This window comes from Oryzisolibacter propanilivorax, from assembly GCF_900103645.1.
GTDB lineage: Bacteria > Pseudomonadota > Gammaproteobacteria > Burkholderiales > Burkholderiaceae_C > Melaminivora > Melaminivora propanilivorax.
This window is the reverse complement of sequence record NZ_FNHP01000010.1, coordinates 73,075-97,158: the sequence shown is the minus strand read 5'-3', so window position 1 is coordinate 97,158 and position 24,084 is coordinate 73,075. Positions and strand designations below refer to the sequence as shown.

Genomic DNA, 24,084 nt, shown 5'->3' with positions numbered 1-24,084 from the left:
CCGCGTCCAGGAAGGAGTCGCCCATGCCCCTGCGCGGATTCGCACGAGCGCCTGCGCCGTCGCGGCGACCAGGCGGCGGAGCAGGCCGCCTGCCGTGGCTTTTGCTGCTGCTGGGCCATGCGGTGGCGTGCGCGGGACTGGCGCTGGGTCTGCCCGGTGCGGCGGCGGGGGCTGGCCCGGCAGCGCGCACCATCCAGCCATCTGAGCTGCTGCAGGCCCTGCCAGTGCAGCTGGACGGGCGCCCGCGCGTTGCCCTGCAGCTGCGCCAGCACACGGCGCAGGGGCGCGCCAGCAGCCAGGTGACGGCGCACTATGGCAGCGGCGCGGATGCGGTGCGGGTGCGCGTCGTGGATGCCAAGGATGATGCGGGGCGCGAGGACGATGCGGCGCCGGCGGGTACCGGCCCAATATCGGGGCACGGGCGGGAGGACGCGCAGCCCTCCCGCCGCCCGTCCCGGCTGCGCGTGGTGCTGGACAACGGGCTGGTGGTCCAGCTGGAGGCCCATTCCGCCAGCGCCGCGCAACTGCGCGGATGGCTGGCGCAGCTCGACCTGGCGGCGCTGCGGTCCCTGCGCCCGTCTGCTGGGCCGTGAGCCACGCAGGCCAGGCCGGTACCCAGCCCCGTGGCAGCCCGTTGCCCCCTGGAAGTTGGCGCCGCGCGCCGCGGGGCAGGAGCGATGCGGGCTGTCTTGCAGCGTCGGGCTCCAATGGCTGCGACGGAAGGAGAGACGCCCCATCGGGCACAGGCTCTCTTTTTGCTACATTTTATGCAGCATCAAGCCCATGTAAATAAAGGGCTGGAGCCCGAAAAGCCTGAAATTCCGCCTCAGGCCGGCGCGAACGTCACCACATGGTCCACCTGCGGGCGGATGCCGATCCACTCGCCCACTGCGTGGTCGTGGTGGCTGGGGACATGCGCCATCACCGTCAGGCCGCCTGCCAGCTCCAGCGTGTACAGAAATTCCGCGCCACGAAACGACTTGCGCAGCACGCGCGCGCGCACCGGCGCGGCGTCGTCGTGCACCACGTCGTCCGGGCGCAGCAGCACGTCGCAGCGGCCATCCACATAGGCCGAGGGCAGGGGACAGCCATCCACGTCGGTCAGGTCACCCAGCGGCGTGCGCGCCACCACGTGTCCGCCCTGGCTGGCGAGCTCCGCCGGGGCGAACACGCCGTGGCCGATGAAGCCGGCGACGAAGCGCGTGGCCGGGCGGTGGTACAGCGCATAGGCGTCGTCCCACTGGTGCAGGTGGCCCGCTTCCATCACGCCGATGCGGTCGCCGATGGCGAAGGCCTCCATCTGGTCGTGCGTGACGAACAGCGCGGTGGCGCCAGCGGCCTTCAGGATGCCGCGCACCTCGTGCGCCAGGCGCTCGCGCAGGTCCACGTCGAGGTTGGAGAACGGCTCGTCCAGCAACATCAGGCGCGGGCGCGGCGCCAGCGCGCGGGCCAGCGCCACGCGCTGCTGCTGCCCGCCTGAGAGCTCGTGCGGAAAGCGCCCCTGGCTGCCCTCCAGCCCTACCAGCGCCAGGGCCTCGCGCACGCGCTGCTCCTGCTCGGTTCGGGGCAGGTCGTGCAGCCCGAAGGCCACGTTGCGGCCCACGCTCAGGTGGGGAAAAAGCGCATAGTCCTGGAACACCATGCCGATGCGCCGCTCCTCGGGCGGCAGGCTGCGCCCGGGCGCGCCGACCAGCTCCGAGCCCAAGCGGATGCTGCCGCCGGCCACCGGCTCCAGCCCGGCGACGGCGCGCAGCAGCGTCGTCTTGCCGCAGCCCGAGGGGCCGATCAACACGCCGATCTCGCCGGCCGCCAGGCCGATGGTCACGCCCTGCACGGCGGCCTGCGCGCGCGCGCCGTAGCGCACATCCAGTTGGGAGACTTCCAGGAACATCGCGCGATTTTAAGGGCGCGTAAAATCGTTCCCATTTGCATCGCCAGCCTGTGGGCCCGCCAGCGCGGCCCGGCTGGCGTCGTTTTTTTTCCGGCGCCCGCCCGTGCGGCCGCCCTGTTGCGTGCACGCCCCTTTGTCGCTTCGTCCTCCTGCCGCGCCGCTGCGCACCATCTTCCTGATTCTGCTGGCGCTGGCCCTGGTGCTGCCGGTGTTGACGGTGTTCTCCGCCTGGTGGCCCGGCAGCGCCGGTGGCGCGCAGGCCGGTGCCATCGTGCGCGAGATGGCCGCCACCGTGCTGCCCGAGTACCTGTGGACCACCGCCGTGCTGGGCCTGGCGGTGGCCCTGGGCGCAGCGGCGGTGGGCACGGCCAGCGCGGCGGCGGTGACGCTGTTCGACTTTCCCGGGCGGCGCAAGCTGGAATGGCTGCTGCTGCTGCCGCTGGCCATGCCGGCCTACGTCACGGCCTACGCCTATACCGACTTCCTGCAGTACAGCGGCCCGCTGCAGGTGGGGCTGCGCGAGGCCTTTGGGCTGGAAGGCCGGCTGCTGCCCGAGGTGCGCAGCCTGTGGGGCGCCATCTGGGTCTTCATCTTCTCGCTCTACCCCTACGTGTACCTGCTGGCGCGCACCGCGCTGACCGAGCGCGCGGCGCATCTGATGGAGGCCGCGCGGCTGCTGGGCGCATCGCCCGCGCGGCGCATCTGGCAGGTGGCGCTGCCACTGGCGCGCCCGGCGGTGGCGGCCGGCGTGGCGCTGGTGCTGATGGAGACGCTGGCCGACTTCGGCGTGACCAGCTACTTCGGCATCCAGACCTTCACGGTGGGCATCTACAAGGCCTGGCTGGCGATGGACGACCGCCTGGCCGCGGCGCAGCTGGCGACCATGCTGCTGGTGCTGGTGGCGCTGTTGCTGCACCTGGAGCTGCGCGCGCAGCGGCGCATGCGCTTCGCCGCCGGTGGCGTGGGCCGCGCCGGCTCGGCCGAAGCCGAACCCCTGCGGCTGTCCGGCGGCGGGCGGCTGCTGGCCTGGGGCGTCTGCGCCGTGCCGGTGGTCATGGGCTTTTTCGCGCCGGTGCTGTTCATGCTGCGCCCGCTGGCGTCCGACTGGTCGGTGCTGCCCTGGGGACGCTTCCTGGAGTGGGCCGGCAACAGCGTGCGCCTGGGCGCCATCACGGCGCTGCTGGCGGTGCTGATCAGTTTCGTGCTGGCGTTCGCCGTGCGCAGGAGCCGCGACCTCGTCACGCGCGCCGTGGTGCGGCTGGCCAGCCTGGGCTACGCCGTGCCGGGCGCGGTCATCGTCGTCGGCCTGCTGCTGCCGGTGGGCTGGGTGCAGGCCGCCTGGCCCGAGGCACGCGTGCCGGCGCTGGTCACCGCCACGGCGGTGGGCATCGTCTGGGCCTACCTGGTGCGCTTTTGCGCGGTGGCGCTGCAGTCGGTGCAAAGCGGCTACGCGCGCGTGCCGCTGAGCCTGGACGACTGCTCGCGCATGCTCGGCGTGGGCGGCGCGCAGCTGCTGGCGCGCGTGCACTGGCCGCTGCTCAAGCGCTCGGCGGCGGCAGCGGCGCTGCTGGTGTTCGTCGACGTGATGAAGGAACTGCCGGCGACCATGGTGCTGCGCCCGTTCAACAGCGACACGCTGGCGGTGGTGGCCTACCAGCTGGCGCGCGACGAGCGCCTGGGCGAGGCGGCGCTACCCTCACTGGCGCTGGTGGCCGTGGGGCTGGTGCCGGTCATCCTGCTCAGCCGCACGCTGCGCTCGGCGCGGCGCTGACGCCGGCGCGGCGGCGCCGCCGGCATCGAGGGCAGCCGCCCGGGGCGCGCCCTACACTGGCGCGCATGAGTACCGCACCCGTTTCCACTCCCGGCTACACCATCTACCACAGTGCCCGCTGCAGCAACTCGCGCGGCGCGCTGGCGCTGCTGCGCGAGCACGGTATCGAGCCCGAGATCGTGGACTACATCGCTCGGCCGCTGGATGCCGCGCAGCTGAAGGCGCTGGTGACGCGCCTGCAGGTTCCGGTGCGCGAGCTGCTGCGCAGCAAGGAGGCGGCCTATGCCGAACTCGGCCTGCGCGATGCGGCGCGCAGCGACGACGAGCTGATGGCCGCCGTCGCCGCGCACCCCGAGCTGCTGAACCGCCCGATCGTGGTCACGCCGCGCGGCGCGCTGCTGTGCCGGCCGCCCGAGCGGGTGCTGCAGCTGCTGCCCGGCGCGGCTGGCGACGGCGCGTGACGCTGCCGGGCCGGGTGGCCGGCATCTGAGGGCAAAACTGTTTTCTGTCAGCGGGCGCGTTCCGCCGCCCCGCCGCCCCGCGTGCGGAGGCATCATCGAACGCTTTCCGTTTTGCACGAGAGCGCACCATGACCGCACACGCACTGCCATTCCTGGACGGCCATGCCCGGCTCGGCATGGGCTCCTGGCACCTGGGCCAGGGCCGCCGGGATGCCGACAGCGAAATCCACGCCCTGACCACCGGCGCGGCCCTGGGCCTGACGCTGATCGACACCGCCGAGATGTACGGCGATGGCGCGTCGGAGGAGCTGATCGGCGCCGCGCTGCCCGCCATGCCCGTGCGGCCGTTCCTCGTCAGCAAGGTGCTGCCGCACAACGCCAGCCGGCGCGGCGTGCTGCGCGCCTGCGAGGCCAGCCGCGAGCGTCTGGGTGTCGAATGCATCGACCTGTACCTGCTGCACTGGCGCGGTGGCGTGCCGCTGGCCGAGACGGTGGCGGCCTTCGAGGAATTGCGCGCGCAGGGCCAGATCCGGCACTGGGGCGTGTCCAATTTCGACACCGACGACATGCAGGAGCTGTGGCGCGTGCCGCAGGGGCGCCACTGCGTGGTCAACCAGGTGCTCTACAACGTGCACAGCCGGGGCATCGAATACGACCTGCTGTCCTGGTGCCGCGAGCACGGCGTGGGCATGATGGCCTACTGCCCGCTGGGGCAGGGCGAGGTGCTGGAGGACGGCGTGCTGCAGGAGATCGGCGAGCGCCACGGCGTGCCGGCCGCCACCGTGGCGCTGGCCTGGGCGCTGCGCGACCCGGGCGTGATCGCCATCCCCGAAAGCGGCAGCGCCGAGCATGTGCGCGCCAATGCCCGGGCCCTGGCGCTGCAGCTCGACGCGCAGGACCTGGCCGCCATCGACGCCGCATCGCCGCCGCCACGGCGCAAGCAGCCGCTGGACGTGCTGTAGCGTCGGGCGTCGCGGCGCCGCACCATGGGCTCTCAGTGCTGGCCTGCAAGGCTGGCAGCGTAGGGCGCCGCCAGCACCATCTGGCCCGGGCCGTGTGGCGCCACCGTCGCCTGCCCGCTGTCCAGGCGGAACACCGCCACCGCCTGCACCAGTTCCTGCGCCTGGCTCCTCAAGCTGCTGGCGGCAGCGGCCATCTCCTCGACCAGCGCGGCGTTTTGCTGCGTGGCCTGGTCCATCTGCACCACCGCCTCGCCCACCTGGCTGACACCGGCGCTCTGCTCGCTGCTGGCGGCGCTGATCTCGCCCATGAGGTCCGTGACGCGCCGGATGCTGCCCACCACCTCCTGCATGGTGCTGCCGGCGCGGTCCACCAGTTGCGTGCCCGTCTCCACGCGCTGCACGCTGTCGCCGATCAGCTGCTTGATCTCGCGCGCGGCGTCGGCGCTGCGCTGCGCCAGCGAGCGCACCTCGCCGGCGACCACCGCAAAACCCCGGCCTTGCTCGCCGGCGCGCGCCGCTTCCACGGCCGCGTTCAGCGCCAGGATGTTGGTCTGGAAGGCGATCGAATCGATCACCTGGATGATGTCGGCGATGCGCCTGGAGCTGCCCGAGATGCCCTGCATGGTCTGCACCACCTCGGACACCACCTGGCCGCCCCGCGTGGCCACGCCCGAGGCGCCCTGCGCCAACTGGTTGGCCTGGCGCGCGTTGTCGGCGTTCTGGCGCACGGTGGACGACAGCTGCTCCATCGAAGCGGCGGTCTGCTGCAGCGCGCTGGCCTGGCTCTCGGTGCGCGCCGACAGGTCCTGGTTGCCCTGGGCGATCTCGGCGCTGGCGGTGGCCACGCCGTCGGCTCCGTGTCGCACGGTGGTCACCACCTGGGTCAGCGCCGCCTGCATGCGTCCCAGCGCGCCCAGCAGCTGCGCCACCTCGTCGCTGCCCTGCGCCTGCACGGACTGCGTCAGATCACCCTGCGCCACGCGTTCGGCCAGCTGTACGGCGCGCTGCATGGATGCGGCGACCTGCGCGAACACGCTGTAGAGCACGCCCAGCAGCAGCGCTGCGGCCAGCGTGCCGCTGGCTATCTGAATGGTCTGCCAGCGGCGCGCCTGCTGCAGCGCATCGGCCACGGCGCCGCCGGTGCGCGCGTCCAGTTCGCGGAAGAACTCGGCCACCGGCTGCATGATGTCGGCCTTGGTGCGCAGGTATTGCGCGTCGTTCACCAGCGCCCGGGCCTGCGCCGCCTCGGGCGTGCCGGCGCCCCCCGCCTGCACCAGCTGCATGGCGCGGGCCTCGGTTTCGGCCAGCGCGGCCGAGCGTTTCTCGGCCTCGTCCAGCAGCGCCATCTCGGCGTCGTTAAAGCCGGTGCGGCGCATCAGTTCCTGCAGCGCGACCGCCGGGCCAGGGGAGCCCGGCACGTCGATGCCGGCCGCGCGAAAGTCCCAGTAGATGCCCTCATAGCCGGCCGGGCGCGGGCGCTTGCCGGCACGGATGTCCAGCACCTCCTGGTACTGCTGGCGCCAGCGCTCATCGCCGCTGGCCGCATAGGCGCGCACCAAGCGCGTCAGATCGTCCGAACTCTGGCGCAGTTCGTCGGCCAGCATGTACGAGCGATAGCGCTGCTGGTAGGCGGCCGCGACGGTGTCGGCGGCGACGTTCAGGCGCCACTGGGTGGCGGCGAAGACGCCGACCAGGACGGCCAGCAGGGCGGCCAGCAGCCAGAATTTCTGGCGCAGTTGCAGGCGCTGGATGAAGGACATGGGGCTTCCTTTCCTTTTGTGGCTGCAGGCTGCAGTGGCGCTGCAGATGCCGACAGTTTGCGCTTCCAGGAGTGCCCTGGCCAGTGAGAGATGGCACTGCCGTGGCGGGAAAGGTGCCGGCCAGCACGCTGGCTGCCGCAACCTACACGCCTGCCGCAAGCGCGCTGGCATGATGGGCCGATGACCCATGCCGCCTGGATCGACACCCATTGCCACCTGGACGAATTCATCCACCACGGCGGCGCCGCGCATGCCGACGCCGAGCGACGGCGCGCCGCGCAGGCCGGCGTGGCGCACTGCGTGCTGCCCGCGGTGGAGCAGGCCAATTTCGCTGCCGTGCGCGAGCTGGCGCAGCACCATGGGGACAGCTACGCGCTGGGCATCCACCCGCTGTTCACCGAGGACGCAGGCGAGGACGACCTGGCGGCGCTGGAGCACGCGCTGGCGCAGCACGCCGGCGACCCGCACCTGGTGGCGATCGGCGAGATCGGTCTGGACGGCTTCGTCAAGGAGCTGGACTGGGAGCGCCAGCAACAGCTGTGGCGCGCGCAGCTGCGCCTGGCGCGCCAGCACGATCTGCCGGTGATCGTGCACTCGCGCCACGCGGTCGACCAGGTGCTCAAGGGCCTGCGCGAGCTGCCGGTGCGCGGGGGCATCGCCCACGCCTTCAACGGCAGCGAGCAGCAGGCGCGCATCCTGGTGGAGATGGGTTTCAAGCTGGGTTTCGGCGGCGCGGCGACGTTCGAGCGCGCGCACCGCATCCGGCATCTGGCGCAGGTGCTGCCCCTGGAGGCGCTGGTGCTGGAGACCGACGCGCCCGACATCCCGCCGCACTGGCTGTACGTGACGGCCGCCGAGCGCGCCGCGGGCGTGCCGCCGGCGCGCAACAGCCCGGCCGAGCTGCCGCGCATCGGCGCGGTGATCGCCGAGCTGCGCGGCATGGCAGCCGATGAGCTGGCCGAAGCCAGCCGCGCCAATGCCTGCGCGGCGCTGCCGCGGCTGCAGGGGCTGCTGTCATAATAGGTTCATGGTGTTTCAGGCCTCTGGCCCATATGAAACAAGGGCCTGCAGCTATAAAAAAAATAGCAACCTGGCCATCTCCACTCTCACTTTTCCTGCCTCTCGTGACCCGCAAGAAATCCGCCAGCATCGAACTGCCCGAAGTCAGCATCTCCGAGGATGGCGAGGTGCGCCACCTGCACCTGGGCACGCCGTGGATCCAGGGCTCGATGCGCGTGGACGAGCCCTACGCCATCGAGCTGGAATACGTGCAGCGCATGCTGGCCTGGCTGCTGTTCGTGCCGCCCGAGAGCGTGTCCAAGCGCCGCGCGCTGCAGCTGGGCCTGGGCGCCGGGGCGATCACCAAGTTCTGCCACAAGGTGCTGCGCATGCACACCAGCGTGATCGAGCTGAACCCGCAGGTGCTGGCGGTGTGCCGCGCCTGGTTCAAGCTGCCGCCCGACGGGCCGCGCCTGACGGTGGTGCTGGGCGATGCGGCCGAGCAGATCCGCCGCCCGGAGCTGGCCGGCACGGTGGACTTCCTGGCGGTGGACCTGTATGACCACGAGGCCGCCGCGCCGGTACTGGACAACGCCGACTTCTACGACGACTGCCGCCGGCTGTTGACCGACGATGGCTGTCTGACAGTGAATTTGTTCGGCCGCGCCAGCAGCTACGAGCGCAGTCTGGCCAGCCTGTCTGCGGCCTTCGGCGAACAGGCGTTGTGGGCCTTCAAGCCCACGCGCGAGGGCAACACCGTGGTGCTGGCGCAGCGCACGCCGACGGCTCCGAAGCGCGCCGAGTTGATGGCGCGCGCGGAGGCCGTGCAGGCGCGCTGGGACCTGCCGGCAACGAAATGGCTGCGCGTGTTCAAGCCGGTGGCGCCGCGGCCCTGAGCGCGCCGCCCCTTTCACCCCAGGCACCGCCATGACCATCGCGCCCGCTCCCGACAGCCTGACCACGGCGCCGCCCGCACCAGGCGCCCCGCCGCGGCCGCTGCCCGCCATCGGCCCGCTGCACTGGCGCCAGGTCGTGGACTGGCTGCGCGAGGACGGCGTGATCACCGCCGAGGAAGCGCAGCGCACCATCGCCCGCTGCCAGCACGCCGAAAGCCGCCAGCACCCGCTGGTGCGCCTGGGTGCGGTGGCCATGCAGCGCGCCGCCGACGGCAAGCCGCTGGACGTGGAGCTGCTGACCGAATACGTCGCCGGCCGTGCCGGCCTGCCGTACCTGCGCATCGACCCGCTCAAGGTGGACGTGGGCCGCGTGGCCGATGCCATGAGTGCCGGCTACGCCGAGCGCCACAAGGTGCTGCCGGTGCAGGTCACGCCGCAGGAGGTGGTGGTGGCCACCGCCGAACCGTTCATCGACGATTGGGTCGGCGAGGTCGAGCGCCAGGTACGGCGCAGCGTGCGCCGCGTCGTGGCCAACCCGCAGGACATCACGCGCTACACGGCTGAGTTCTATGCGCTGGCGCGTTCGGTGCGCGCTGCCAGCAAGACCGGCGGCGGCGCGGCCGGCAGCAGCTTCGAGCAGTTGGTCGAGCTGGGCCGCGCCGGCAAGCAGCTGGACGCCAACGACCAGGGCGTGATCCGCGTCGTCGACTGGCTGTGGCAGTACGCCTTCGACCAGCGCGCCAGCGACATCCACCTGGAGCCGCGGCGCGAGCAGGGCGTGATCCGCTTTCGCATCGACGGCGTGCTGCACCCGGTGTATCAGATGCCGATGGGCGTGCTCAACGCCATGGTGGCGCGCGTCAAGCTGCTCGGGCGCATGGACGTGGTCGAGCGCCGCCGTCCGCAGGACGGGCGCATCAAGACGCGCAACCCGCGCGGCGACGAGGTCGAGATGCGCCTGTCCACGCTGCCCACGGCGTTCGGCGAGAAGATGGTCATGCGCATCTTCGACCCGGACAACGCCGTCAAGGACCTGGACGCCCTGGGCTTCACGCCGCACGACGCGGCGCGCTGGGAGCAGCTGGTCAAGCGCCCGCACGGCATCATCCTGGTGACCGGGCCCACGGGCTCGGGCAAGACCACGACGCTGTACTCCACGCTCAAGCGCGTGGCCACCGAGGAAGTGAACGTCAGCACGGTGGAAGACCCGATCGAGATGATCGAGCCTGCCTTCAACCAGACGCAGGTGCAGCCGCAGCTGGACTTCGACTTCACCGAGGGCCTGCGCGCGCTGATGCGCCAGGACCCAGACATCATCATGGTCGGCGAGATCCGCGACCTGCGCACCGCCGACATGGCGGTGCAGGCGGCGCTGACCGGGCACCTGGTGTTCTCCACGCTGCACACCAACGACGCGCCCAGCGCCGTCACGCGGCTGATGGAACTCGGCGTGCCGCCGTACCTGATCAACGCCACGCTGCTGGGCGTGCTGGCGCAGCGCCTGGTGCGTACGCTGTGCCGCCAGTGCCGCGCGCGCGACGAGCAGGCCGACCCGCAGGCGCTGGCCGAGCTGATCCGGCCCTGGAAGGTGTCCGGCTATCGCGCCTACAAGCCGGTGGGCTGCGTCGATTGCCGCATGACCGGCTTTCGCGGCCGCATGGGGCTGTACGAGCTGCTCACCGTCACCGAGGCGCTCAAGGGCGAGATCCACGCCAGCCCGTCGCTGGACGCGCTGCGGCGCCAGGCGGCGCGCGACGGCATGCGCCCGCTGCGCCTGGCCGGCGCCCTGCGCGCCGCCGAAGGCCTGACCACGCTGGACGAAATCGTCGCCGCCACGCCACCGCTGGAGTGACGGCCGCCCCGGCCCTATCGGGGAAAACGAGCAGCCAATGCTAGGTGGAACCCACATCCACCGGACCCGCCATGGCTTCCACAATCCGCCAGGTCAACTGGATCGTGGAGACATTCGTGCACATCAAGAGTCAAAAGGACTTCTTCGCCGGCCTGCTGTATTCAGCGGTGGGTGTGGGCTTCGCGTGGGGGGCCACCAGCTACACCGTCGGCAGCGGCGCCCGCATGGGGCCGGGCTACTTTCCGCTGATGCTGGGCATCCTGCTGGCCCTGATCGGCGGCGTGATCATGGTCAAGGCCACCGTGGTGCCGACCGTGGACGGCGACCCGGTCGGCAAGTGGGCCTGGAAGCAGATCTTCTTCATCATCGGCGCCAACCTGCTGTTCGGTGTGCTGCTGGCCGGGCTGCCCAGCTTCGGCGTGCCGGCCATGGGCCTGATCGTCGCCATCTACGGCCTGACCTTCGTGGCCAGCCTGGCGGGCGACCAGTTCAAGTTCAAGGAGGTGCTGGTGCTGGCCACGGTGCTGGCCGCCGGCAGCTACTTCGCCTTCGTCTGGGCGCTGAAGCTGCAGTTCCCCGTGTGGCCCAGCTTCATCGCCGGCTGAAGCCGCCCGACAACCCGATACCCGAGTCCCACCATGGAATTGTTCGAACACCTCTCGACGGGTTTTGGCGTGGCCTTCACGTTCCAGAACCTGATCTACTGCTTTGTCGGCTGCCTGCTGGGCACGCTGATCGGCGTGTTGCCCGGCGTCGGCCCCGTGGCCACCATCGCCATGCTGCTGCCCGCCACCTACGCGCTGCCACCGGTGGCAGCGCTGATCATGCTGGCCGGCATCTACTACGGCGCGCAATACGGCGGCTCGACCACCGCCATCCTGGTGAACCTGCCGGGCGAATCGTCCTCGGTGGTCACGGTGATCGACGGCTACCAGATGGCGCGCAAGGGCCGGGCCGGGCCGGCGCTGGCGGCGGCGGGCATCGGCTCGTTCTTTGCCGGCTGCGTGGGCACCATCATCCTGGCCGCGTTCGCGCCGCCGCTGACCGAGGTGGCCTTCAAGTTCGGCCCGGCCGAGTACTTCTCGCTGATGGTGCTGGGCCTGATCGGTGCCGTGGTGCTGGCCTCGGGCTCGCTGCTGAAGGCCGTGGGCATGATCGTGCTGGGCCTGCTGCTGGGCCTGGTGGGCACCGACGTGAACTCGGGCGTGGCGCGCTACAGCTTCGACATTCCCGAGCTGACCGACGGCCTGAACTTCGTGGTCATCGCCATGGGCGTGTTCGGCTACGGCGAGATCATCGCCAACCTGTCGCGCCCCGAGGACGAGCGCGAGGTGTTCGCCGCCAAGGTCACCGGCCTGATGCCGACCAAGGAGGACTTCAAGCACATGTTCCCGGCCATGGTGCGCGGCACGGCGCTCGGCTCGGCGCTGGGCATCCTGCCGGGTGGCGGCGCGCTGCTGTCGGCCTTCGCGGCCTACACCATCGAGAAGAAGACCAAGCTGAAGCCCGGCGAGGTGCCGTTCGGCCAGGGCAACATCCGCGGCGTGACGGCGCCCGAGTCGGCCAACAACGCGGGTTCGCAGACCTCGTTCATCCCGCTGCTGACTCTGGGCATCCCGCCCAACGCCGTGATGGCGCTGATGGTCGGCGCCATGACCATCCACAACATCCAGCCCGGCCCGCAGGTCATGACCAGCAACCCCGAGCTGTTCTGGGGCCTGATCGCCTCGATGTGGATCGGCAACCTGATGCTGATCATCCTGAACCTGCCGCTGATCGGCATCTGGATCAAGCTGCTCACGGTGCCCTACCGCTGGCTGTTCCCGTCCATCGTGCTGTTCTGCGCCATCGGCGTGTACTCGACCAACAACAACACCTTCGACGTGTGGCTGGTCGGCGCCTTCGGCTTTATCGGCTACCTGTTCTACAAGCTGGGCATGGAGCCGGCGCCGCTGCTGTTGGGCTTCATCCTGGGGCCGATGATGGAGGAGAACCTGCGCCGCGCGCTGCTGCTGTCGCGCGGCGACTGGAGCGTGCTGGCCACGCGGCCGATCTCGGCGGGGCTGCTGGTCGCGGCGCTGCTGCTGCTGATCATCGTGCTGCTGCCTGCGGTCAGCAAGAAACGCGAGGAGGCTTTCGTCGAGGAGTGACGCGCCGCGGCGCCACAGCGGCGCCAGGTTGTGAAAGCGCCCCATGAGGGGCGCTTTTTTTTGGCGGGTGTCAGCGCGGTGGCTGCAGGCGCGGCCGGTCAGTCCGCCGCGCCCTCGACCACGAACTGCACGCGCCGCTGCCCGCCCCATTCGTTCACGTCCAGCCGGAAGGCCAGCAGCGGCTCGCCCTGCAGGGGCTCGGTGCGGCCGAACCAGATGGCGTCCACCGGGCGGCCCTGGTGCAGCAGTTTCAAGGACAGGTGCTTGCCACCGTCTCCCACCAGGCGCTGGCTGACCACCGTCAGCGGCTCGCTGAAAGTGGGCGGCGCGAAGCCTTGGCCCCAGACCTCGCGCGCCAGCGTGTCCACCAGCTCGGCGCGGCAGTACTCGGGCGCCAGCGGTCCGTCGGTTTCCAGCCGGCGTGTCAGCGTGGCGGCGTCCAGCCACTCGTGCGCCACCTGGGCGAAGGCCTGCTCGAAAGTGTCGAAGTGCTCTTCGGCTACGGTGCAGCCGGCGGCCATGGCGTGGCCGCCGAATTTCAGGATCACGCCCGGGTGGCGCTTGGCGACCAGGTCCAGCGCGTCGCGCAGGTGAAAGCCGGGAATCGACCGGCCCGAGCCCTTCAGTTCGTGCTGCTTGCCCGGCGCGCTGCTGGCCGCGAAGACGAAGGTCGGGCGGTGATGCTGGTCCTTCAGGCGCGAGGCGACGATGCCGACCACGCCCTCGTGGAAGTCCGGATCGAACACGCTGATCGCCGGCGGCGGCGTGTCGCCGTCCTCGAACAGGCTCTCGGCCAGCGCCAGCGCCTGCTCGCGCATACCGCCCTCCAGCTCGCGCCGCTCGCGGTTGATGGCGTCCAACTGGCGCGCCAATTCGCCGGCGCGGCCGGCGTCCTCGGTCAGTAGGCACTCGATGCCCAGCGTCATGTCGGCCAGGCGCCCGGCGGCGTTGATGCGCGGACCCAGCGCGAAGCCGAAGTCGAAGGTGGTGGCTACGTCCGGGCGCCGGCCGGCGGCGTCGAACAGCGCGCGAATGCCCGGCGGCATCTGCCCGGTGCGGATGCGCTTCAGGCCCTGCGCCACCAGGCGGCGGTTGTTGCCGTCCAGCTTCACCACGTCGGCCACCGTGCCCAGTGCGACCAGCGGCAGCAGCGGCTCCAGCCGTGGCTGGCTGGTCGCGTCGAACACGCCGCGCGCGCGCAGCTCGGCGCGCAGCGCCAGCAGCACATAGAACATCACGCCCACGCCGGCCATGCACTTGCTTTCGAAGGTGCAGCCGGGCTGGTTCGGGTTGACGATGGCGTCGGCCTCGGGCAGCTGCGGGCCCGGCAGGTGGTGGTCGGTGACGACCACCGTCAGGCCCAGGGCGCGGGCCTCGGCCACGCCCTCGCAGCTGGCGATGCCGTTGTCCACGGTGATCAGCACGTCGGCGCCGCGCGCGTGCACACGCCGCGCGATCGGGGCGGTGAGGCCGTAGCCGTCCACCACCCGGTCGGGGACCAGATAGTCGACGTGGCACGCGCCCAGCAACCGCAGGCCGCGCACCGCCACGGCGCAGGCGGTGGCGCCGTCGCAGTCGTAGTCGGCCACGACCAGCAGGCGCCGGTCCTGCGCCATGGCATCGGCCAGCACCTGGGCGGCCTGCTGCGCGCCGCGCAGCTGCTGCGGGCGCAGCAGGTGCGCCAAGCCGTCGTCGAGTTCTTCCTTGCTGCGCACGCCGCGCGCAGCGTACAGGCGCGCCAGCAGGGGATGCACACCGGCCTGCTCCAGCGCCCAGGCGGTGCGCGGCGGGATGTCGCGTTCTATTATTTTCATAGCTGTTCGGCCAATGTTGACAGTTGCTGGCGCCGGAATTGACTGGTCATGCGCTGCCACAGGCCGCGCGGCGCGCTGTGCCAGGTGAGGGCCGAACGCTCGCCGCACAGCGTGAGCCGCACGGCTTCGCCCGCCGCGGCGGGCGCGGCCAGCTGCGCCACCGGGCCGGCGTCCAGCGCGCGCCAGGCTGCGCCCCAGGCGGCCCAGTCCTCGGCCAGGGCCGCCTGGCGCAGCTCGTCCGGCTGCTGCGGCGGCGCCACCGGCGCGGGCCGCTCGGGCAGGGCGCCGGCGCCGTGCAGCCAGAAGGCATTCACGGCGGGCAGGCCGCGCGCGGCGCGCTCGTCGTTGAAAGGGTGGGTGTAGAGCAGCATCTGCATCTCGCTGTGTAGCCGGTGCACCAAGCGCGCGCTGGCGGCGTCCGGCAGCCAGGGGCGCACGTCGCGCCCCACGACCCGGTCGAGCGATGCGCAGGCCAGGCCGGCCAGCGCATCGCCGCGCGCGCGCCAGCGCGTGGGCTGGTCGTATTCCAGCGCGATACCGTCCTGCGCGAACCAGGGCGCCAGGATATCCAGCAGCGCGCGCGCATCGGCCTCGGTCAGTTGCAGCAACGCCGGGTCGGCCAGGGTGACCGAGTCGGCGCCGATATGCCACTGGCAGGGCGTGACATAAGCCCAGGCCTCGCCGGGCGCGGCCTGCTGCGCGAACGCCGCCCAGGGCGTGGTGCCGCGGGGCGATGCCGGCAGGCCCAGGTGGCGTGCCAGCGCGCGCTCGTGCGGCGGGGAGAAATCGGTGTCGCTGCCTGTGTCCGGCGCCTCCGGGGTCAGGCGCGCCAGCAGCCGCTCCAGGTGCGGCAGCTGCAGCGCGTCCAGCACCGGCTGGCAGCCCGGCGAGGGGCTGGCGGCCAGCGCGATGAGCAAATGGGAGTTGTCTGGCATGGCCGCCATTGTCCGGGATGCCACAATGCGCCCGCCCGCCACGGTGGCCGTGTCCCCACGGCGCGGCGGGCGTCACCTCGGCCCGCGCCGCGCGCCGTCTGTTGCCCCCATCCATGCCTATTCCCTACGAACTTGCCCTGGGCTGGCGCTACACCCGCGCAGGGCGCGCCACCCGGCGCAACGGCTTCATCTCCTTCATCTCGGGTGTGTCCATGCTGGGCATCGCCCTGGGCGTCGCGGCCCTGATCATCGTGCTGTCGGTGATGAACGGCTTTCAAAAAGAGGTGCGCGACCGCATGCTCAGTGTGGTCTCGCACATCGAGATCTTCGCGCCCGGCGGCGCGGCGCTGCCCGACATGGAGCGCACCCTGGCCGAGGCGCGCGCCAACCCGAACGTGGTCGGCGCCGCGCCCTTCGTCGCCGCGCAGGCGCTGCTGGCGCGCGGCGAGGACATGAAGGGCGTGCTGGTGCGCGGCATCGACCCGTCGCGCGAGGCCGAGGTGACCGACCTGGCGGCCGAGAGCGTCGAAGGCCTGAAGGCGCTGGTGCCGGGCGAGTTCCATGTGGTGCTGGGCGTGGACCTGGCGCACCAGCTGGGCGTGCGCGCCGGCGACGCGGTCACCCTGATCGCCCCGTCGGGCCAGGTGACCCCCGCCGGCATCGTGCCGCGCCTGAAGCAGATGACCGTGGCCGGCACCTTCAGCAGCGGCCACTACGAGTACGACTCGGCCCTGGTGCTGCTGCACCACCAGGACGCCGAACGCATCTTCCGCCTGGAGGGGCCGACCGGCGTGCGCCTGAAGCTCAAGGACCTGCACCAGGCCCCGGAGGTCGCGCGCCAGCTGGCCGGCACGCTGTCGGGCCAGCTGCTGATCCGCGACTGGACGCAGCAGAACAAGACCTGGTTCGCCGCGGTGCAGCTGGAAAAACGCATGATGTTCATCATCCTCACGCTGATCGTCGCGGTGGCGGCGTTCAACCTGGTGTCCACGCTGGTCATGACGGTGACTGACAAGCGCGCCGACATCGCCATCCTGCGCACCCTGGGCGCGAGCCCGGCGAGCATCATGGGCATCTTCGTGGTGCAGGGCGCCATGGTCGGCGTCATCGGCACGCTGGGCGGGCTGGCGCTGGGGCTGCTGGTGGCGTTCAACATCGACGTCATCGTGCCGGCCATCGAGCGGGCACTGCACACCAGCTTCCTGCCGCGCGACATCTACCTCATCAGCCGCATGCCCAGCGAGCCGCTGGCGGCCGACATCATGCCGATCGCGCTGATCTCGCTGGTGCTGGCCTTCGTCGCCACGCTGTACCCGAGTTGGCGCGCCAGCCGCGTCAATCCCGCGGAGGCCCTGCGCTATGAGTGAGACCCTGACCCACGATGTGGTGCTGCAGGCCGGCGGCCTGACCAAGCGCTTCCAGGAGGGGCGGCTGGACGTGACCGTGCTCAAGGGCGTGGACCTGTCCGTGCGCGCCGGCGAGACGCTGGCTATCGTCGGCGCCTCGGGCTCGGGCAAGAGCACATTGCTGCACCTGCTGGGCGGTCTGGACGCGCCCACCAGCGGCCGCGTGCTGCTGCAGGGCCAGGACCTGGGCGCGCTGTCGCCCGCCGAGCAGGGCCGGCTGCGCAACCAGCGCCTGGGCTTCATCTACCAGTTCCACCACCTGCTGCCCGAGTTCAGCGCACTGGACAACGTGGCCATGCCGCTGCGCATCCGCCGCCTGGCGCCGGCCGAGTGCGCGGCGCAGGCGCAGCAGATGCTGCAGGCCGTGGGCCTGGCTGGGCGCGTGCAGCACCGCCCGGCCGAGCTGTCGGGCGGCGAGCGCCAGCGCGTGGCGATCGCGCGCGCGCTGGTCACCCAGCCGGCGTGCGTGCTGGCCGATGAGCCAACGGGGAATCTGGACCGGGGGACGGCGGATGGGGTGTTCGCGTTGATGCTGGGGCTGGCACGGGAGCGGGGGACGGCGTTCGTCATGGTGACGCATGACGAGCAGCTGGCGGGGAGGTGTGATCGGGTGGTGCGGCTGGCGTCGGGGGAGGTGCTACAGGGGTGATAGCTAACGGCCCTTTGTTTATCGGGGCGTGAGGCAGTTTTTCCTGTTTTTTTCGGTTTTGGTGTTGATTTTGTTTTGACTGCGGGGGCCGGGACTCGCCCCGGCGGGCGACTTCCTTTCTTGCTCGTGCAAGAAAGGAAGCAAAGAACACGGCCCCACGGCTGCGACCCCTTCGCTGGCGCGAAGGGGCAGACCTGGGGCGGGACGCTTGCGGGGTGGGCCGCAGAACTCACTGCGCTGCTGCGCAGCTCCGTTCAAACAACTGCGGCCAGTCAGATGACGAAGCATGGGCGCTGCGACGCCCATGCCCCCCCGCCAGCGCCCCGCCCCAGGCGCAGCCTTAAAGGGGCGAAGGCGGGAGCGGGGAGAGGCCGGCGCTGCGCGCGGCCTGATGACAGACAGCGGCCCTCTTGCTCCCTCGCCCCCGTCAGGGGGAGAGGGCAGGGGTGAGGGGGTGATGGTTCGGGCGCTGCGCCTGTACCAGCCCTCCCACCCTCACCCCAGCCCTCTCCCGCCCTGCGGGAGAGGGAGTGAAGACCACGCGGTGCGGCTGTCCCGGCTGTTTGGCTGTTCCCTCTCCCCACCACCCCCTTCAAAGGCCGCGCCTGTCTCGGGGCGCTGGCGGGGGGGCATGGGCGTCGCAGCGCCCATGCTTCGTCATCTGACTGGCCGCAGTTGTTTGAACGAAGCGCTTGAAGGCGCGAAGTGAGTTCCGCAGCGCACCCCGCCAGCGCCCCGAGACAGGTTGCCCCCACGCGCGACAGCGCGTGGGGGACGCAGCCTGCGGGGGGCGCACTTCTTTTGCCTCCTTTTCTTGTGCGAGCAAGAAAAGGAGGTCGCCCGCCGGGGCGAGTCCCGGCCCCCGCAGTCAACTCAACAACCAACAATAAAAACAGCCCGAGCCTCGATCAATAAATACCCGGCAGCTATCAAAGTAGAAGCGGCATAAACCTAGGCCGGCCCTGCTACTGCGTCACAGCAGCAAGGCAGACGCCCGCCCGCTCAGCCCGCCATCACCCGGATCGGCGGCAGTTCCGCCGGATCGCGCACCTCATCCAGCGTATCGCCCGTATGCAGCGCCCGCGCCGGCCGCGCCAGCAACTCGCGCAGAAAATTCGGCTGCGCCAGCAGCGCTTGGTGCATGGCGCCGTTGTACAGCTGCAGATCGCCGATGCCGCGCGCGGCGATGCGCGCATCGACCTCGCCCGCCGACAGCCGCGCCGGATCGGTCGTGTCCGAGGCCATGCCCATGCACCACAGCGCGCCGTACAGCGGCACGTACTGCAGGTAGGGTCGGAACACCGGAAACACGGCCCGCACCGACGCGGCGATGCGCGTCAGCGTTTCGGGCAGGTGGATCGGCGAGCCCAAGTGCAGCGACAGCACGCCGCCCGGGTTCAGGGCGCGCCGGCACGACTGGTAGAACTCCACCGTGTACAGCTCGACCGCCGGGCCGAACGGGTCCGTCAGGTCCAGCACGATCTGGTCGAAGCGCTCGTCGGTCTCGGCCAGGAAGGCGCGCGCATCGCCCAGGCGCAGTTGCAGGCGCGCATCGTCCAGCGCGCCGCGGTGGATGCCGGGCAGCCACTGGCGCGCCATCTCGACCACCGCGCCGTCCAGCTCGGCCAGCACCACGCGCTCGATGCCGGGCAGTTTCAGCAGTTCTTCCGCCGCGCCGCCGTCGCCGCCGCCCACCACCAGGGCGCGCTTGACCCCCGGGTGGGCGATGGCCGGCAGGTGCACCATCGGCTCGTGGTAGAAGAATTCGTCGCGCTCGCTGGTCATGAATACGTCGTCGATGCGCATCACGCGTCCGAACTGCGGGTTCTCGAAGATCTCGATGCGCTGCCACTCGGATTGCGCCTGCGCCAGCGGCGCGCCGGCCGACAGGTACAGGCCGAAGTCGGCGTTCAGGCGCTCGGCGACGTAGCGCGGCGCCGCGGCCGGCGTGCCGGCTGGGGAGGGCGTCGCGCCGCTCATGCGCGGTCGACGGTGTGCAGGTGCGGGTCGGCCGGGTTGAAGGCGGCCTGCAGGTCGTCGAACAGTTTCTGCGCCTTGGGGCGGTTGTTCTCGGTGTAGTTGCAGACGTAGACGTCCAGCGTCACGTAGCCCGACTCAGGCCAGGTGTGGATGGCCAAGTGCGATTCGGCCAGCACCACGGCGCCGGTCACGCCGCCGCCCTCTCCGAAGCTGTGGAACAGCGATCCGACGGTGGTCAGGCCCGCGGCCGCCACCAGCTCCTTGCAGAAGTTTTCCAGATGGTCGGCGTCCAGCATCAGGCGGCTGTCGCACAGGCAGCCGTACAGGTCGCCGATCAAATGCAGCCCCGTGGCCTGGCGCTGCGGCGCGGGCGGGCGGATCGGGACGACGGATTGGTAGTTCTTCATGGAGCAAACCCTTTCTTCGCTCAAGAGGCGAGCGTGGCAAACAACGGCTGGGCCACAAGGGTTGTCCCCCCGCGGCGGTCGCCGACCGGCGCGCTGCTGGGGCGTCCACGCACGAGGAAATGGGGGGGTGGGAAACGTCGATGAAGGGCCGAATGAATCGCCCTATCGCCATTGCCGCGCCTTTGGTTTCCTGCTGTGCGCCTAGAAAAGGACGCCTGGCAACGCTGACAGCAATCCGCTCGCAAGGCGAGCGTGACATTTTTGCAAACCCGCGATTATAGCGAAACGTCATATGCTCATCCGAGAAAACGACGGCCGGCGCAGCGGGCATGGAGGGTTTGCCCCTATGATGGCCGGCTGTCCGCTCGCGCGGTGTGGCGCGTGCCCAGCTTTTTTTGCCCTGTCCGATGACGGCGCACCCGCCGCATACCCGCCCTTTTCCCTCGCTCTGCCCGACCTGCCGCCTGCCATGCCCGCCGCCCCGCCCGCCGCACCCGAGGCCCGCTTTCTGGTGGAGCTGCGCGACGTCACCTTCGGCTACGGCGAGCGCACCCTGCTGCAGGGGCTATCGCTGACGGTGCCGCGCGGCAAGGTCACGGCCATCATGGGCGCGTCGGGCGGCGGCAAGACCACCGTGCTGCGCCTGATCGGCGGGCAGCTGCGCACGCAGTCGGGGCAGGTGCTGGTGGACGGGCAGGACATGGGCCGGCTGGACAAGGCGGGCCTATACGCGCTGCGCCGGCGCATGGGCATGCTGTTCCAGTTCGGCGCACTGTTCACCGACATGAGCGTGCTGGACAACGTGGCCTTCCCGCTGCGCGAGCACACCGACCTGCCCGAGGCGCTGGTGCGCGACATCGCGCTGATGAAGCTCAACGCCGTGGGCCTGCGCGGCGCGCGCGACCTGATGCCCAGCCAGATCTCCGGCGGCATGGCGCGGCGCGTGGCGCTGGCGCGGGCCATCGCGCTCGACCCCGAACTCATCATGTACGACGAGCCCTTCGCCGGGTTGGACCCGATCGCCTTGGGCACAGCCGCGCAGCTGATCCGTCGCCTGGGCGAGACCATGGGCCTGACCAGCATCCTGGTCTCGCACGACCTGGAGGAGACCTTCCGGCTGGCCGACCACGTCATCATCCTGGGCCCGGGCCATGTCGCCGCCCAGGGCACGCCCGACGAGGTGCGCGCCAGCATCGACCCGCTGGTGCACCAGTTCGTGCGCGCGCTGCCGACCGGGCCGGTGCCGTTCCACCAGCCGGCGCCGCCCCTTGCCGAGGATTTCGGAGGCACGCCATGAGCCGCTGGCACCCCGCGCGCCTGGGTTTCGCCGTGCGCTGCAAGCTGGCCGACATCGGCGCCGCCACGCGGCTGCTGGCGCGGCTGCTGGCGCTGGCGCCGGCGGTGGCGCGTCGCCCGGCGCTGCTGCGCGACCAGGTGCATTTCTTGGGCAACCATTCGCTGTCCATCATCGCCACTTCGGGCCTGTTCGTCGGCTTCGTGCTGGCGCTGCAGGGCTACAACGTGCTGCAGCTGTACGGCTCGGCCAATGCCCTGGGGCTGGTGGTGACGCTGGGCCTGGTGCGCGAGCTCGGGCCGGTGGTCGCGGCGCTGCTGTTCGCCGGGCGCGCCGGCACCTCGCTCACCGCCGAGATCGGCCTGATGCGCGCCGGCGAGCAGCTGGCGGCGATGGAGATGATGGCCGTCGACCCCGAGCGGCGCATCCTGGCGCCGCGCTTCTTTGCTGGCGTGATCGCCATGCCGCTGCTGGCGGCGGTGTTCAGCGCCGTCGGCGTGATTGGCGGCTGGCTGGTCGGCGTGGTGCTGCTGGGCGTGGACACCGGCGCGTTCTGGGGCCAGATGCAGTCCGGCGTGGACGTGTGGCGCGACGTGGGCAACGGCGTCGTCAAGAGCGCGGTGTTCGGCGTGGCCGTCACCTTCATCGCCGTGCTGCAGGGCTACGCCGCGCGGGCCACCCCTGAGGGCGTGGCGCGCGCCACCACGCGCACGGTGGTCATGGCGTCGCTGTCGGTGCTGGCGCTGGACTTTGTGCTCACGGCGCTGATGTTCCGCATCTGAACCTCACGACAAGACAACTCAAGGAAATTTCACCATGCAGCAGTCCAAGAATGACGTCTGGGTGGGCCTGTTCGTGCTGCTGGGCGCGGCGGCTCTGGTGTTCCTGGCGCTGCAGGCGGCCAACCTGCTGCATCTGGACTGGAAGAGCGGCTACACCGTCACCGCGCGCTTCGACAACATCGGCGGCCTGAAGCCCCAGGCGGCGGTGCGCAGCGCCGGCGTGGTCGTCGGCCGCGTGCAGGCCATCAATTTTGACGACAAGACCTATCAGGCGCGGGTGACACTGGAGCTGGACAAACGCTACGTGTTCCCCAAGGACAGCTCCCTGAAAATCCTCACCAGCGGCTTGCTGGGCGACCAGTACATCGGCATCGAGGCCGGCTATGACGAGGCGCAGCTCGCCCCGGGCGACACCGTCACTGCCACGCAATCGGCCGTCGTGCTGGAAAATCTCATCGGCCAGTTCCTCTACGGCAAGGCCGAAGAAGGCGCCAGCGCAGGACCCTCCAAATGAACCCCACCACCTTTTCCGCAGTTCGCCGTGTGCCCCGCTGGGGCGCTCTGGCGTTGGCCTGTGCCCTGGCCGCAGGCTGCGCCAGCGGCCCCCATGCCCACCCGGACGACCCGCTGGAGCCCTACAACCGGGCCATGACCACGTTCAACGACCGCGTGGACGACGCCGTGCTGCGGCCCGTGGCGACGGTCTACCGCGACGTCGCGCCGCGGCCGCTGCGCACCGGCGTAGGCAACTTCTTCGGCAACCTGGGCGATGCCTGGTCGTTCGTCAACAACGTGCTGCAGCTGCGCCTGCGCGACGCCTACGACAGCATGGTGCGCTTCAACGTCAACACCGTCTTTGGCTTGGGCGGCGTGCTGGATATCGCCAGTGAGATGGGCATCGAGCGCCACAAGCAGGACTTTGGCCTGACGCTGGGCCGCTGGGGCGTGCCCACCGGGCCTTATCTGGTGCTGCCGCTGCTGGGCCCGTCCACGCTGCGCGACACGGCGGCGCTGCCTGCCGATCACTGGGGTGACCTGGTGCGTCAGGTCGATCCGGTGTCGGCGCGCAACACGCTGTACGGACTGCGTGTGGTGGACAAGCGCTCGCGCTTGCTGCAGGCCGGCGAGGTGCTGGACAACGCCGCGCTTGACTCCTACTCGTTCACGCGCGACGTCTACCTGCAGGTGCGCAACAACCATGCGCTCTCCAGCCGCAAGGCACGCGCGCGGGACGAGGAAGCCGGACGGATCTCCGACGACTATTGAACCTTGGCCAGCGGCGCCCGTGCGGTTTGCAGTTGCTTGCAACCGGGCACGCGTCCGACGCATGGCCGCCGGGTCGGCTGCGCACAATGGCGGCGCTGCCGTGGCTGCGCCCGAGGCCGCGGCATTTCCCCTGACACAAAGAAAGCCATTCCCTGCCATGCCGATGAACCGCCGAACCCTGATCCATGCCGCCGCCGCGCTGGCGGCCGTTTCCTGCCTGCCCTTGTCCAGCCTTGCCCTGGCCGCCGAGGAGGCCCCCGACGCGCTCATCAAGCGCCTGTCCAGCGAGGTGCTGGAGACCGCGCGCAAGGACCCCTCGGTCAAGTCCGGCAACGTCGAGTACCTGATGCGGCTGGTCGACCGCATCATCCTGCCGCACGTGAACTTCCGCCGCATGACGGCTGGCGCCGTGGGCCCGGCCTGGCGCCAGGCCACGCCGCAGCAGCAGGCGCGGCTGCAGGAGGAGTTCAAGCAGCTGCTGGTGCGCACCTACGCCGGCGCGGTGGCGCAGATCTCCGACCAGACGGTGGTCGTCAAGCCGCTGCGCGCCGCACCCGGCGACAAGGACGTGCTGGTGCGGACCGAAGTGCACGGCCGCGGCGACCCGGTGCAGCTGGACTACCGCATGGAAAAAACCGCCGGCGACGGTGCCGGCTGGAAGATCTACAACCTGAATGTGCTGGGCGTGTGGCTGGTCGACACCTACCGCAGCCAGTTCGCGCAAGAGGTGAACGCGCGCGGCATCGACGGGCTGATCGACGCGCTGGCGACGCGCAACCGCAGCAATAACTCCGGCACGAAGTAAGCCC

The 24,084-nt window shown here is 70.7% G+C and carries 22 protein-coding genes; 16 read left to right on the top strand and 6 right to left on the bottom strand.

What is annotated here, in order from left to right:
- The first annotated feature begins 23 nt into the window (after nt 1-23).
- The gene (locus BLQ61_RS14845) at nt 24-593 is read left to right on the top strand and encodes a hypothetical protein (protein WP_139182762.1); all 570 of its coding nucleotides are present in this window, start codon (nt 24-26) and stop codon (nt 591-593) included.
- Nucleotides 594-826: 233 nt separating this feature from the next.
- Here BLQ61_RS14845 and BLQ61_RS14840 read toward each other — a convergent pair whose 3' ends face one another.
- Nucleotides 827-1,891, bottom strand: a complete 1,065-nt coding sequence (locus tag BLQ61_RS14840) for an ABC transporter ATP-binding protein (protein WP_091572001.1) — start codon at nt 1,889-1,891, stop codon at nt 827-829.
- A gap of 133 nt (nt 1,892-2,024) precedes the next feature.
- Here BLQ61_RS14840 and BLQ61_RS14835 point away from each other — a divergent pair, with 133 nt between their 5' ends.
- The 3 genes from BLQ61_RS14835 (at nt 2,025) to BLQ61_RS14825 (ending at nt 5,085) form a co-directional block, all read left to right on the top strand.
- Nucleotides 2,025-3,662 (top strand): ABC transporter permease, encoded by a 1,638-nt coding sequence (locus BLQ61_RS14835; protein WP_245704083.1) that lies wholly within the window; start codon nt 2,025-2,027, stop codon nt 3,660-3,662.
- A gap of 65 nt (nt 3,663-3,727) precedes the next feature.
- A complete protein-coding gene (gene arsC, locus BLQ61_RS14830; RefSeq protein ID WP_091571998.1) occupies nt 3,728-4,123 on the top strand; it encodes an arsenate reductase (glutaredoxin) in 396 nt (131 codons plus the stop codon).
- 128 nt (nt 4,124-4,251) lie between these two features.
- On the top strand, nt 4,252-5,085 hold the full coding sequence (locus tag BLQ61_RS14825) for an aldo/keto reductase (RefSeq protein ID WP_091571997.1): 834 nt from the start codon (nt 4,252-4,254) through the stop codon (nt 5,083-5,085).
- A 32-nt stretch (nt 5,086-5,117) separates the two neighbouring features.
- On the opposite strand, the gene BLQ61_RS14820 is transcribed toward BLQ61_RS14825, so the two are convergent.
- Nucleotides 5,118-6,845 carry a methyl-accepting chemotaxis protein gene (locus BLQ61_RS14820; protein ID WP_091571994.1) on the bottom strand — a complete coding sequence of 576 codons (1,728 nt, stop codon included), beginning with the start codon at nt 6,843-6,845 and terminating at the stop codon, nt 5,118-5,120.
- A 180-nt stretch (nt 6,846-7,025) separates the two neighbouring features.
- Between BLQ61_RS14820 and BLQ61_RS14815 the strand changes: the two genes are divergently transcribed.
- The 5 genes from BLQ61_RS14815 (at nt 7,026) to BLQ61_RS14795 (ending at nt 12,742) form a co-directional block, all read left to right on the top strand.
- Complete coding sequence (locus BLQ61_RS14815) at nt 7,026-7,865, top strand: TatD family hydrolase (protein WP_091571992.1); 840 nt, start codon at nt 7,026-7,028, stop codon at nt 7,863-7,865.
- 104 nt (nt 7,866-7,969) lie between these two features.
- Complete coding sequence (locus BLQ61_RS14810; RefSeq protein WP_091571989.1) at nt 7,970-8,740, top strand: class I SAM-dependent methyltransferase; 771 nt, start codon at nt 7,970-7,972, stop codon at nt 8,738-8,740.
- Nucleotides 8,741-8,771: 31 nt separating this feature from the next.
- Entirely contained in the window at nt 8,772-10,592 is a 1,821-nt protein-coding gene (gene tfpB / locus BLQ61_RS14805) for a type IV pilus assembly ATPase TfpB (protein ID WP_091571987.1), read from the top strand.
- A 116-nt stretch (nt 10,593-10,708) separates the two neighbouring features.
- Nucleotides 10,709-11,197 (top strand): tripartite tricarboxylate transporter TctB family protein, encoded by a 489-nt coding sequence (locus tag BLQ61_RS14800; protein WP_091572083.1) that lies wholly within the window; start codon nt 10,709-10,711, stop codon nt 11,195-11,197.
- A gap of 33 nt (nt 11,198-11,230) precedes the next feature.
- Nucleotides 11,231-12,742, top strand: a complete 1,512-nt coding sequence (locus BLQ61_RS14795) for a tripartite tricarboxylate transporter permease (protein WP_091571985.1) — start codon at nt 11,231-11,233, stop codon at nt 12,740-12,742.
- 98 nt (nt 12,743-12,840) lie between these two features.
- Here BLQ61_RS14795 and recJ read toward each other — a convergent pair whose 3' ends face one another.
- Both recJ and BLQ61_RS14785 read right to left on the bottom strand, forming a co-directional pair.
- Nucleotides 12,841-14,556, bottom strand: coding sequence for a single-stranded-DNA-specific exonuclease RecJ (recJ, locus tag BLQ61_RS14790; RefSeq protein ID WP_091571982.1), 1,716 nt, complete (start codon nt 14,554-14,556; stop codon nt 12,841-12,843).
- Entirely contained in the window at nt 14,553-15,491 is a 939-nt protein-coding gene (locus BLQ61_RS14785; protein WP_091572081.1) for a phosphoglycerate mutase, read from the bottom strand. Before BLQ61_RS14785 ends, recJ begins: the two co-directional genes overlap by 4 nt.
- 113 nt (nt 15,492-15,604) lie before the next feature.
- Here BLQ61_RS14785 and BLQ61_RS14780 point away from each other — a divergent pair, with 113 nt between their 5' ends.
- Both BLQ61_RS14780 and lolD read left to right on the top strand, forming a co-directional pair.
- Nucleotides 15,605-16,858, top strand: a complete 1,254-nt coding sequence (locus tag BLQ61_RS14780) for a lipoprotein-releasing ABC transporter permease subunit (RefSeq protein WP_091571980.1) — start codon at nt 15,605-15,607, stop codon at nt 16,856-16,858.
- Nucleotides 16,851-17,546, top strand: a complete 696-nt coding sequence (lolD, locus tag BLQ61_RS14775) for a lipoprotein-releasing ABC transporter ATP-binding protein LolD (RefSeq protein WP_091571977.1) — start codon at nt 16,851-16,853, stop codon at nt 17,544-17,546. The genes BLQ61_RS14780 and lolD overlap by 8 nt, the downstream gene beginning before the upstream one ends.
- A 1,002-nt stretch (nt 17,547-18,548) precedes the next feature.
- Here lolD and speE read toward each other — a convergent pair.
- The gene (gene speE / locus BLQ61_RS14770; RefSeq protein ID WP_091571974.1) at nt 18,549-19,526 is read right to left on the bottom strand and encodes a polyamine aminopropyltransferase; all 978 of its coding nucleotides are present in this window, start codon (nt 19,524-19,526) and stop codon (nt 18,549-18,551) included.
- On the bottom strand, nt 19,523-19,933 hold the full coding sequence (speD, locus tag BLQ61_RS14765; RefSeq protein WP_091571972.1) for an adenosylmethionine decarboxylase: 411 nt from the start codon (nt 19,931-19,933) through the stop codon (nt 19,523-19,525). The genes speE and speD overlap by 4 nt, the downstream gene beginning before the upstream one ends.
- 469 nt (nt 19,934-20,402) lie before the next feature.
- Here speD and BLQ61_RS14760 point away from each other — a divergent pair, with 469 nt between their 5' ends.
- The 5 genes from BLQ61_RS14760 (at nt 20,403) to BLQ61_RS14740 (ending at nt 24,080) form a co-directional block, all read left to right on the top strand.
- Entirely contained in the window at nt 20,403-21,230 is an 828-nt protein-coding gene (locus BLQ61_RS14760; protein ID WP_091571969.1) for an ABC transporter ATP-binding protein, read from the top strand.
- Nucleotides 21,227-22,009 (top strand): lipid asymmetry maintenance ABC transporter permease subunit MlaE, encoded by a 783-nt coding sequence (gene mlaE / locus BLQ61_RS14755; RefSeq protein ID WP_091571967.1) that lies wholly within the window; start codon nt 21,227-21,229, stop codon nt 22,007-22,009. The genes BLQ61_RS14760 and mlaE overlap by 4 nt, the downstream gene beginning before the upstream one ends.
- 34 nt (nt 22,010-22,043) lie before the next feature.
- Complete coding sequence (gene mlaD, locus BLQ61_RS14750) at nt 22,044-22,523, top strand: outer membrane lipid asymmetry maintenance protein MlaD (protein WP_091571964.1); 480 nt, start codon at nt 22,044-22,046, stop codon at nt 22,521-22,523.
- Entirely contained in the window at nt 22,520-23,275 is a 756-nt protein-coding gene (locus tag BLQ61_RS14745) for an MlaA family lipoprotein (RefSeq protein ID WP_091571961.1), read from the top strand. The genes mlaD and BLQ61_RS14745 overlap by 4 nt, the downstream gene beginning before the upstream one ends.
- 157 nt (nt 23,276-23,432) lie before the next feature.
- Nucleotides 23,433-24,080, top strand: coding sequence for an MlaC/ttg2D family ABC transporter substrate-binding protein (locus BLQ61_RS14740; RefSeq protein WP_091571958.1), 648 nt, complete (start codon nt 23,433-23,435; stop codon nt 24,078-24,080).
- Nucleotides 24,081-24,084 lie beyond the last annotated feature (4 nt).

Coding starts and splice junctions, on each gene's coding strand:
- recJ (WP_091571982.1), bottom strand. CDS start 14,556: ATGAAAATAATAGAACGCGACATCCCGCCGCGCACCGCCTGGGCGCTG.
- speD (WP_091571972.1), bottom strand. CDS start 19,933: ATGAAGAACTACCAATCCGTCGTCCCGATCCGCCCGCCCGCGCCGCAG.
- BLQ61_RS14785 (WP_091572081.1), bottom strand. CDS start 15,491: ATGCCAGACAACTCCCATTTGCTCATCGCGCTGGCCGCCAGCCCCTCG.
- BLQ61_RS14760 (WP_091571969.1), top strand. CDS start 20,403: ATGCCCGCCGCCCCGCCCGCCGCACCCGAGGCCCGCTTTCTGGTGGAG.
- arsC (WP_091571998.1), top strand. CDS start 3,728: ATGAGTACCGCACCCGTTTCCACTCCCGGCTACACCATCTACCACAGT.
- BLQ61_RS14740 (WP_091571958.1), top strand. CDS start 23,433: ATGCCGATGAACCGCCGAACCCTGATCCATGCCGCCGCCGCGCTGGCG.
- BLQ61_RS14795 (WP_091571985.1), top strand. CDS start 11,231: ATGGAATTGTTCGAACACCTCTCGACGGGTTTTGGCGTGGCCTTCACG.
- BLQ61_RS14845 (WP_139182762.1), top strand. CDS start 24: ATGCCCCTGCGCGGATTCGCACGAGCGCCTGCGCCGTCGCGGCGACCA.
- BLQ61_RS14745 (WP_091571961.1), top strand. CDS start 22,520: ATGAACCCCACCACCTTTTCCGCAGTTCGCCGTGTGCCCCGCTGGGGC.
- BLQ61_RS14815 (WP_091571992.1), top strand. CDS start 7,026: ATGACCCATGCCGCCTGGATCGACACCCATTGCCACCTGGACGAATTC.
- BLQ61_RS14780 (WP_091571980.1), top strand. CDS start 15,605: ATGCCTATTCCCTACGAACTTGCCCTGGGCTGGCGCTACACCCGCGCA.
- tfpB (WP_091571987.1), top strand. CDS start 8,772: ATGACCATCGCGCCCGCTCCCGACAGCCTGACCACGGCGCCGCCCGCA.
- mlaD (WP_091571964.1), top strand. CDS start 22,044: ATGCAGCAGTCCAAGAATGACGTCTGGGTGGGCCTGTTCGTGCTGCTG.
- mlaE (WP_091571967.1), top strand. CDS start 21,227: ATGAGCCGCTGGCACCCCGCGCGCCTGGGTTTCGCCGTGCGCTGCAAG.
- BLQ61_RS14825 (WP_091571997.1), top strand. CDS start 4,252: ATGACCGCACACGCACTGCCATTCCTGGACGGCCATGCCCGGCTCGGC.
- BLQ61_RS14840 (WP_091572001.1), bottom strand. CDS start 1,891: ATGTTCCTGGAAGTCTCCCAACTGGATGTGCGCTACGGCGCGCGCGCG.
- BLQ61_RS14820 (WP_091571994.1), bottom strand. CDS start 6,845: ATGTCCTTCATCCAGCGCCTGCAACTGCGCCAGAAATTCTGGCTGCTG.
- lolD (WP_091571977.1), top strand. CDS start 16,851: ATGAGTGAGACCCTGACCCACGATGTGGTGCTGCAGGCCGGCGGCCTG.
- speE (WP_091571974.1), bottom strand. CDS start 19,526: ATGAGCGGCGCGACGCCCTCCCCAGCCGGCACGCCGGCCGCGGCGCCG.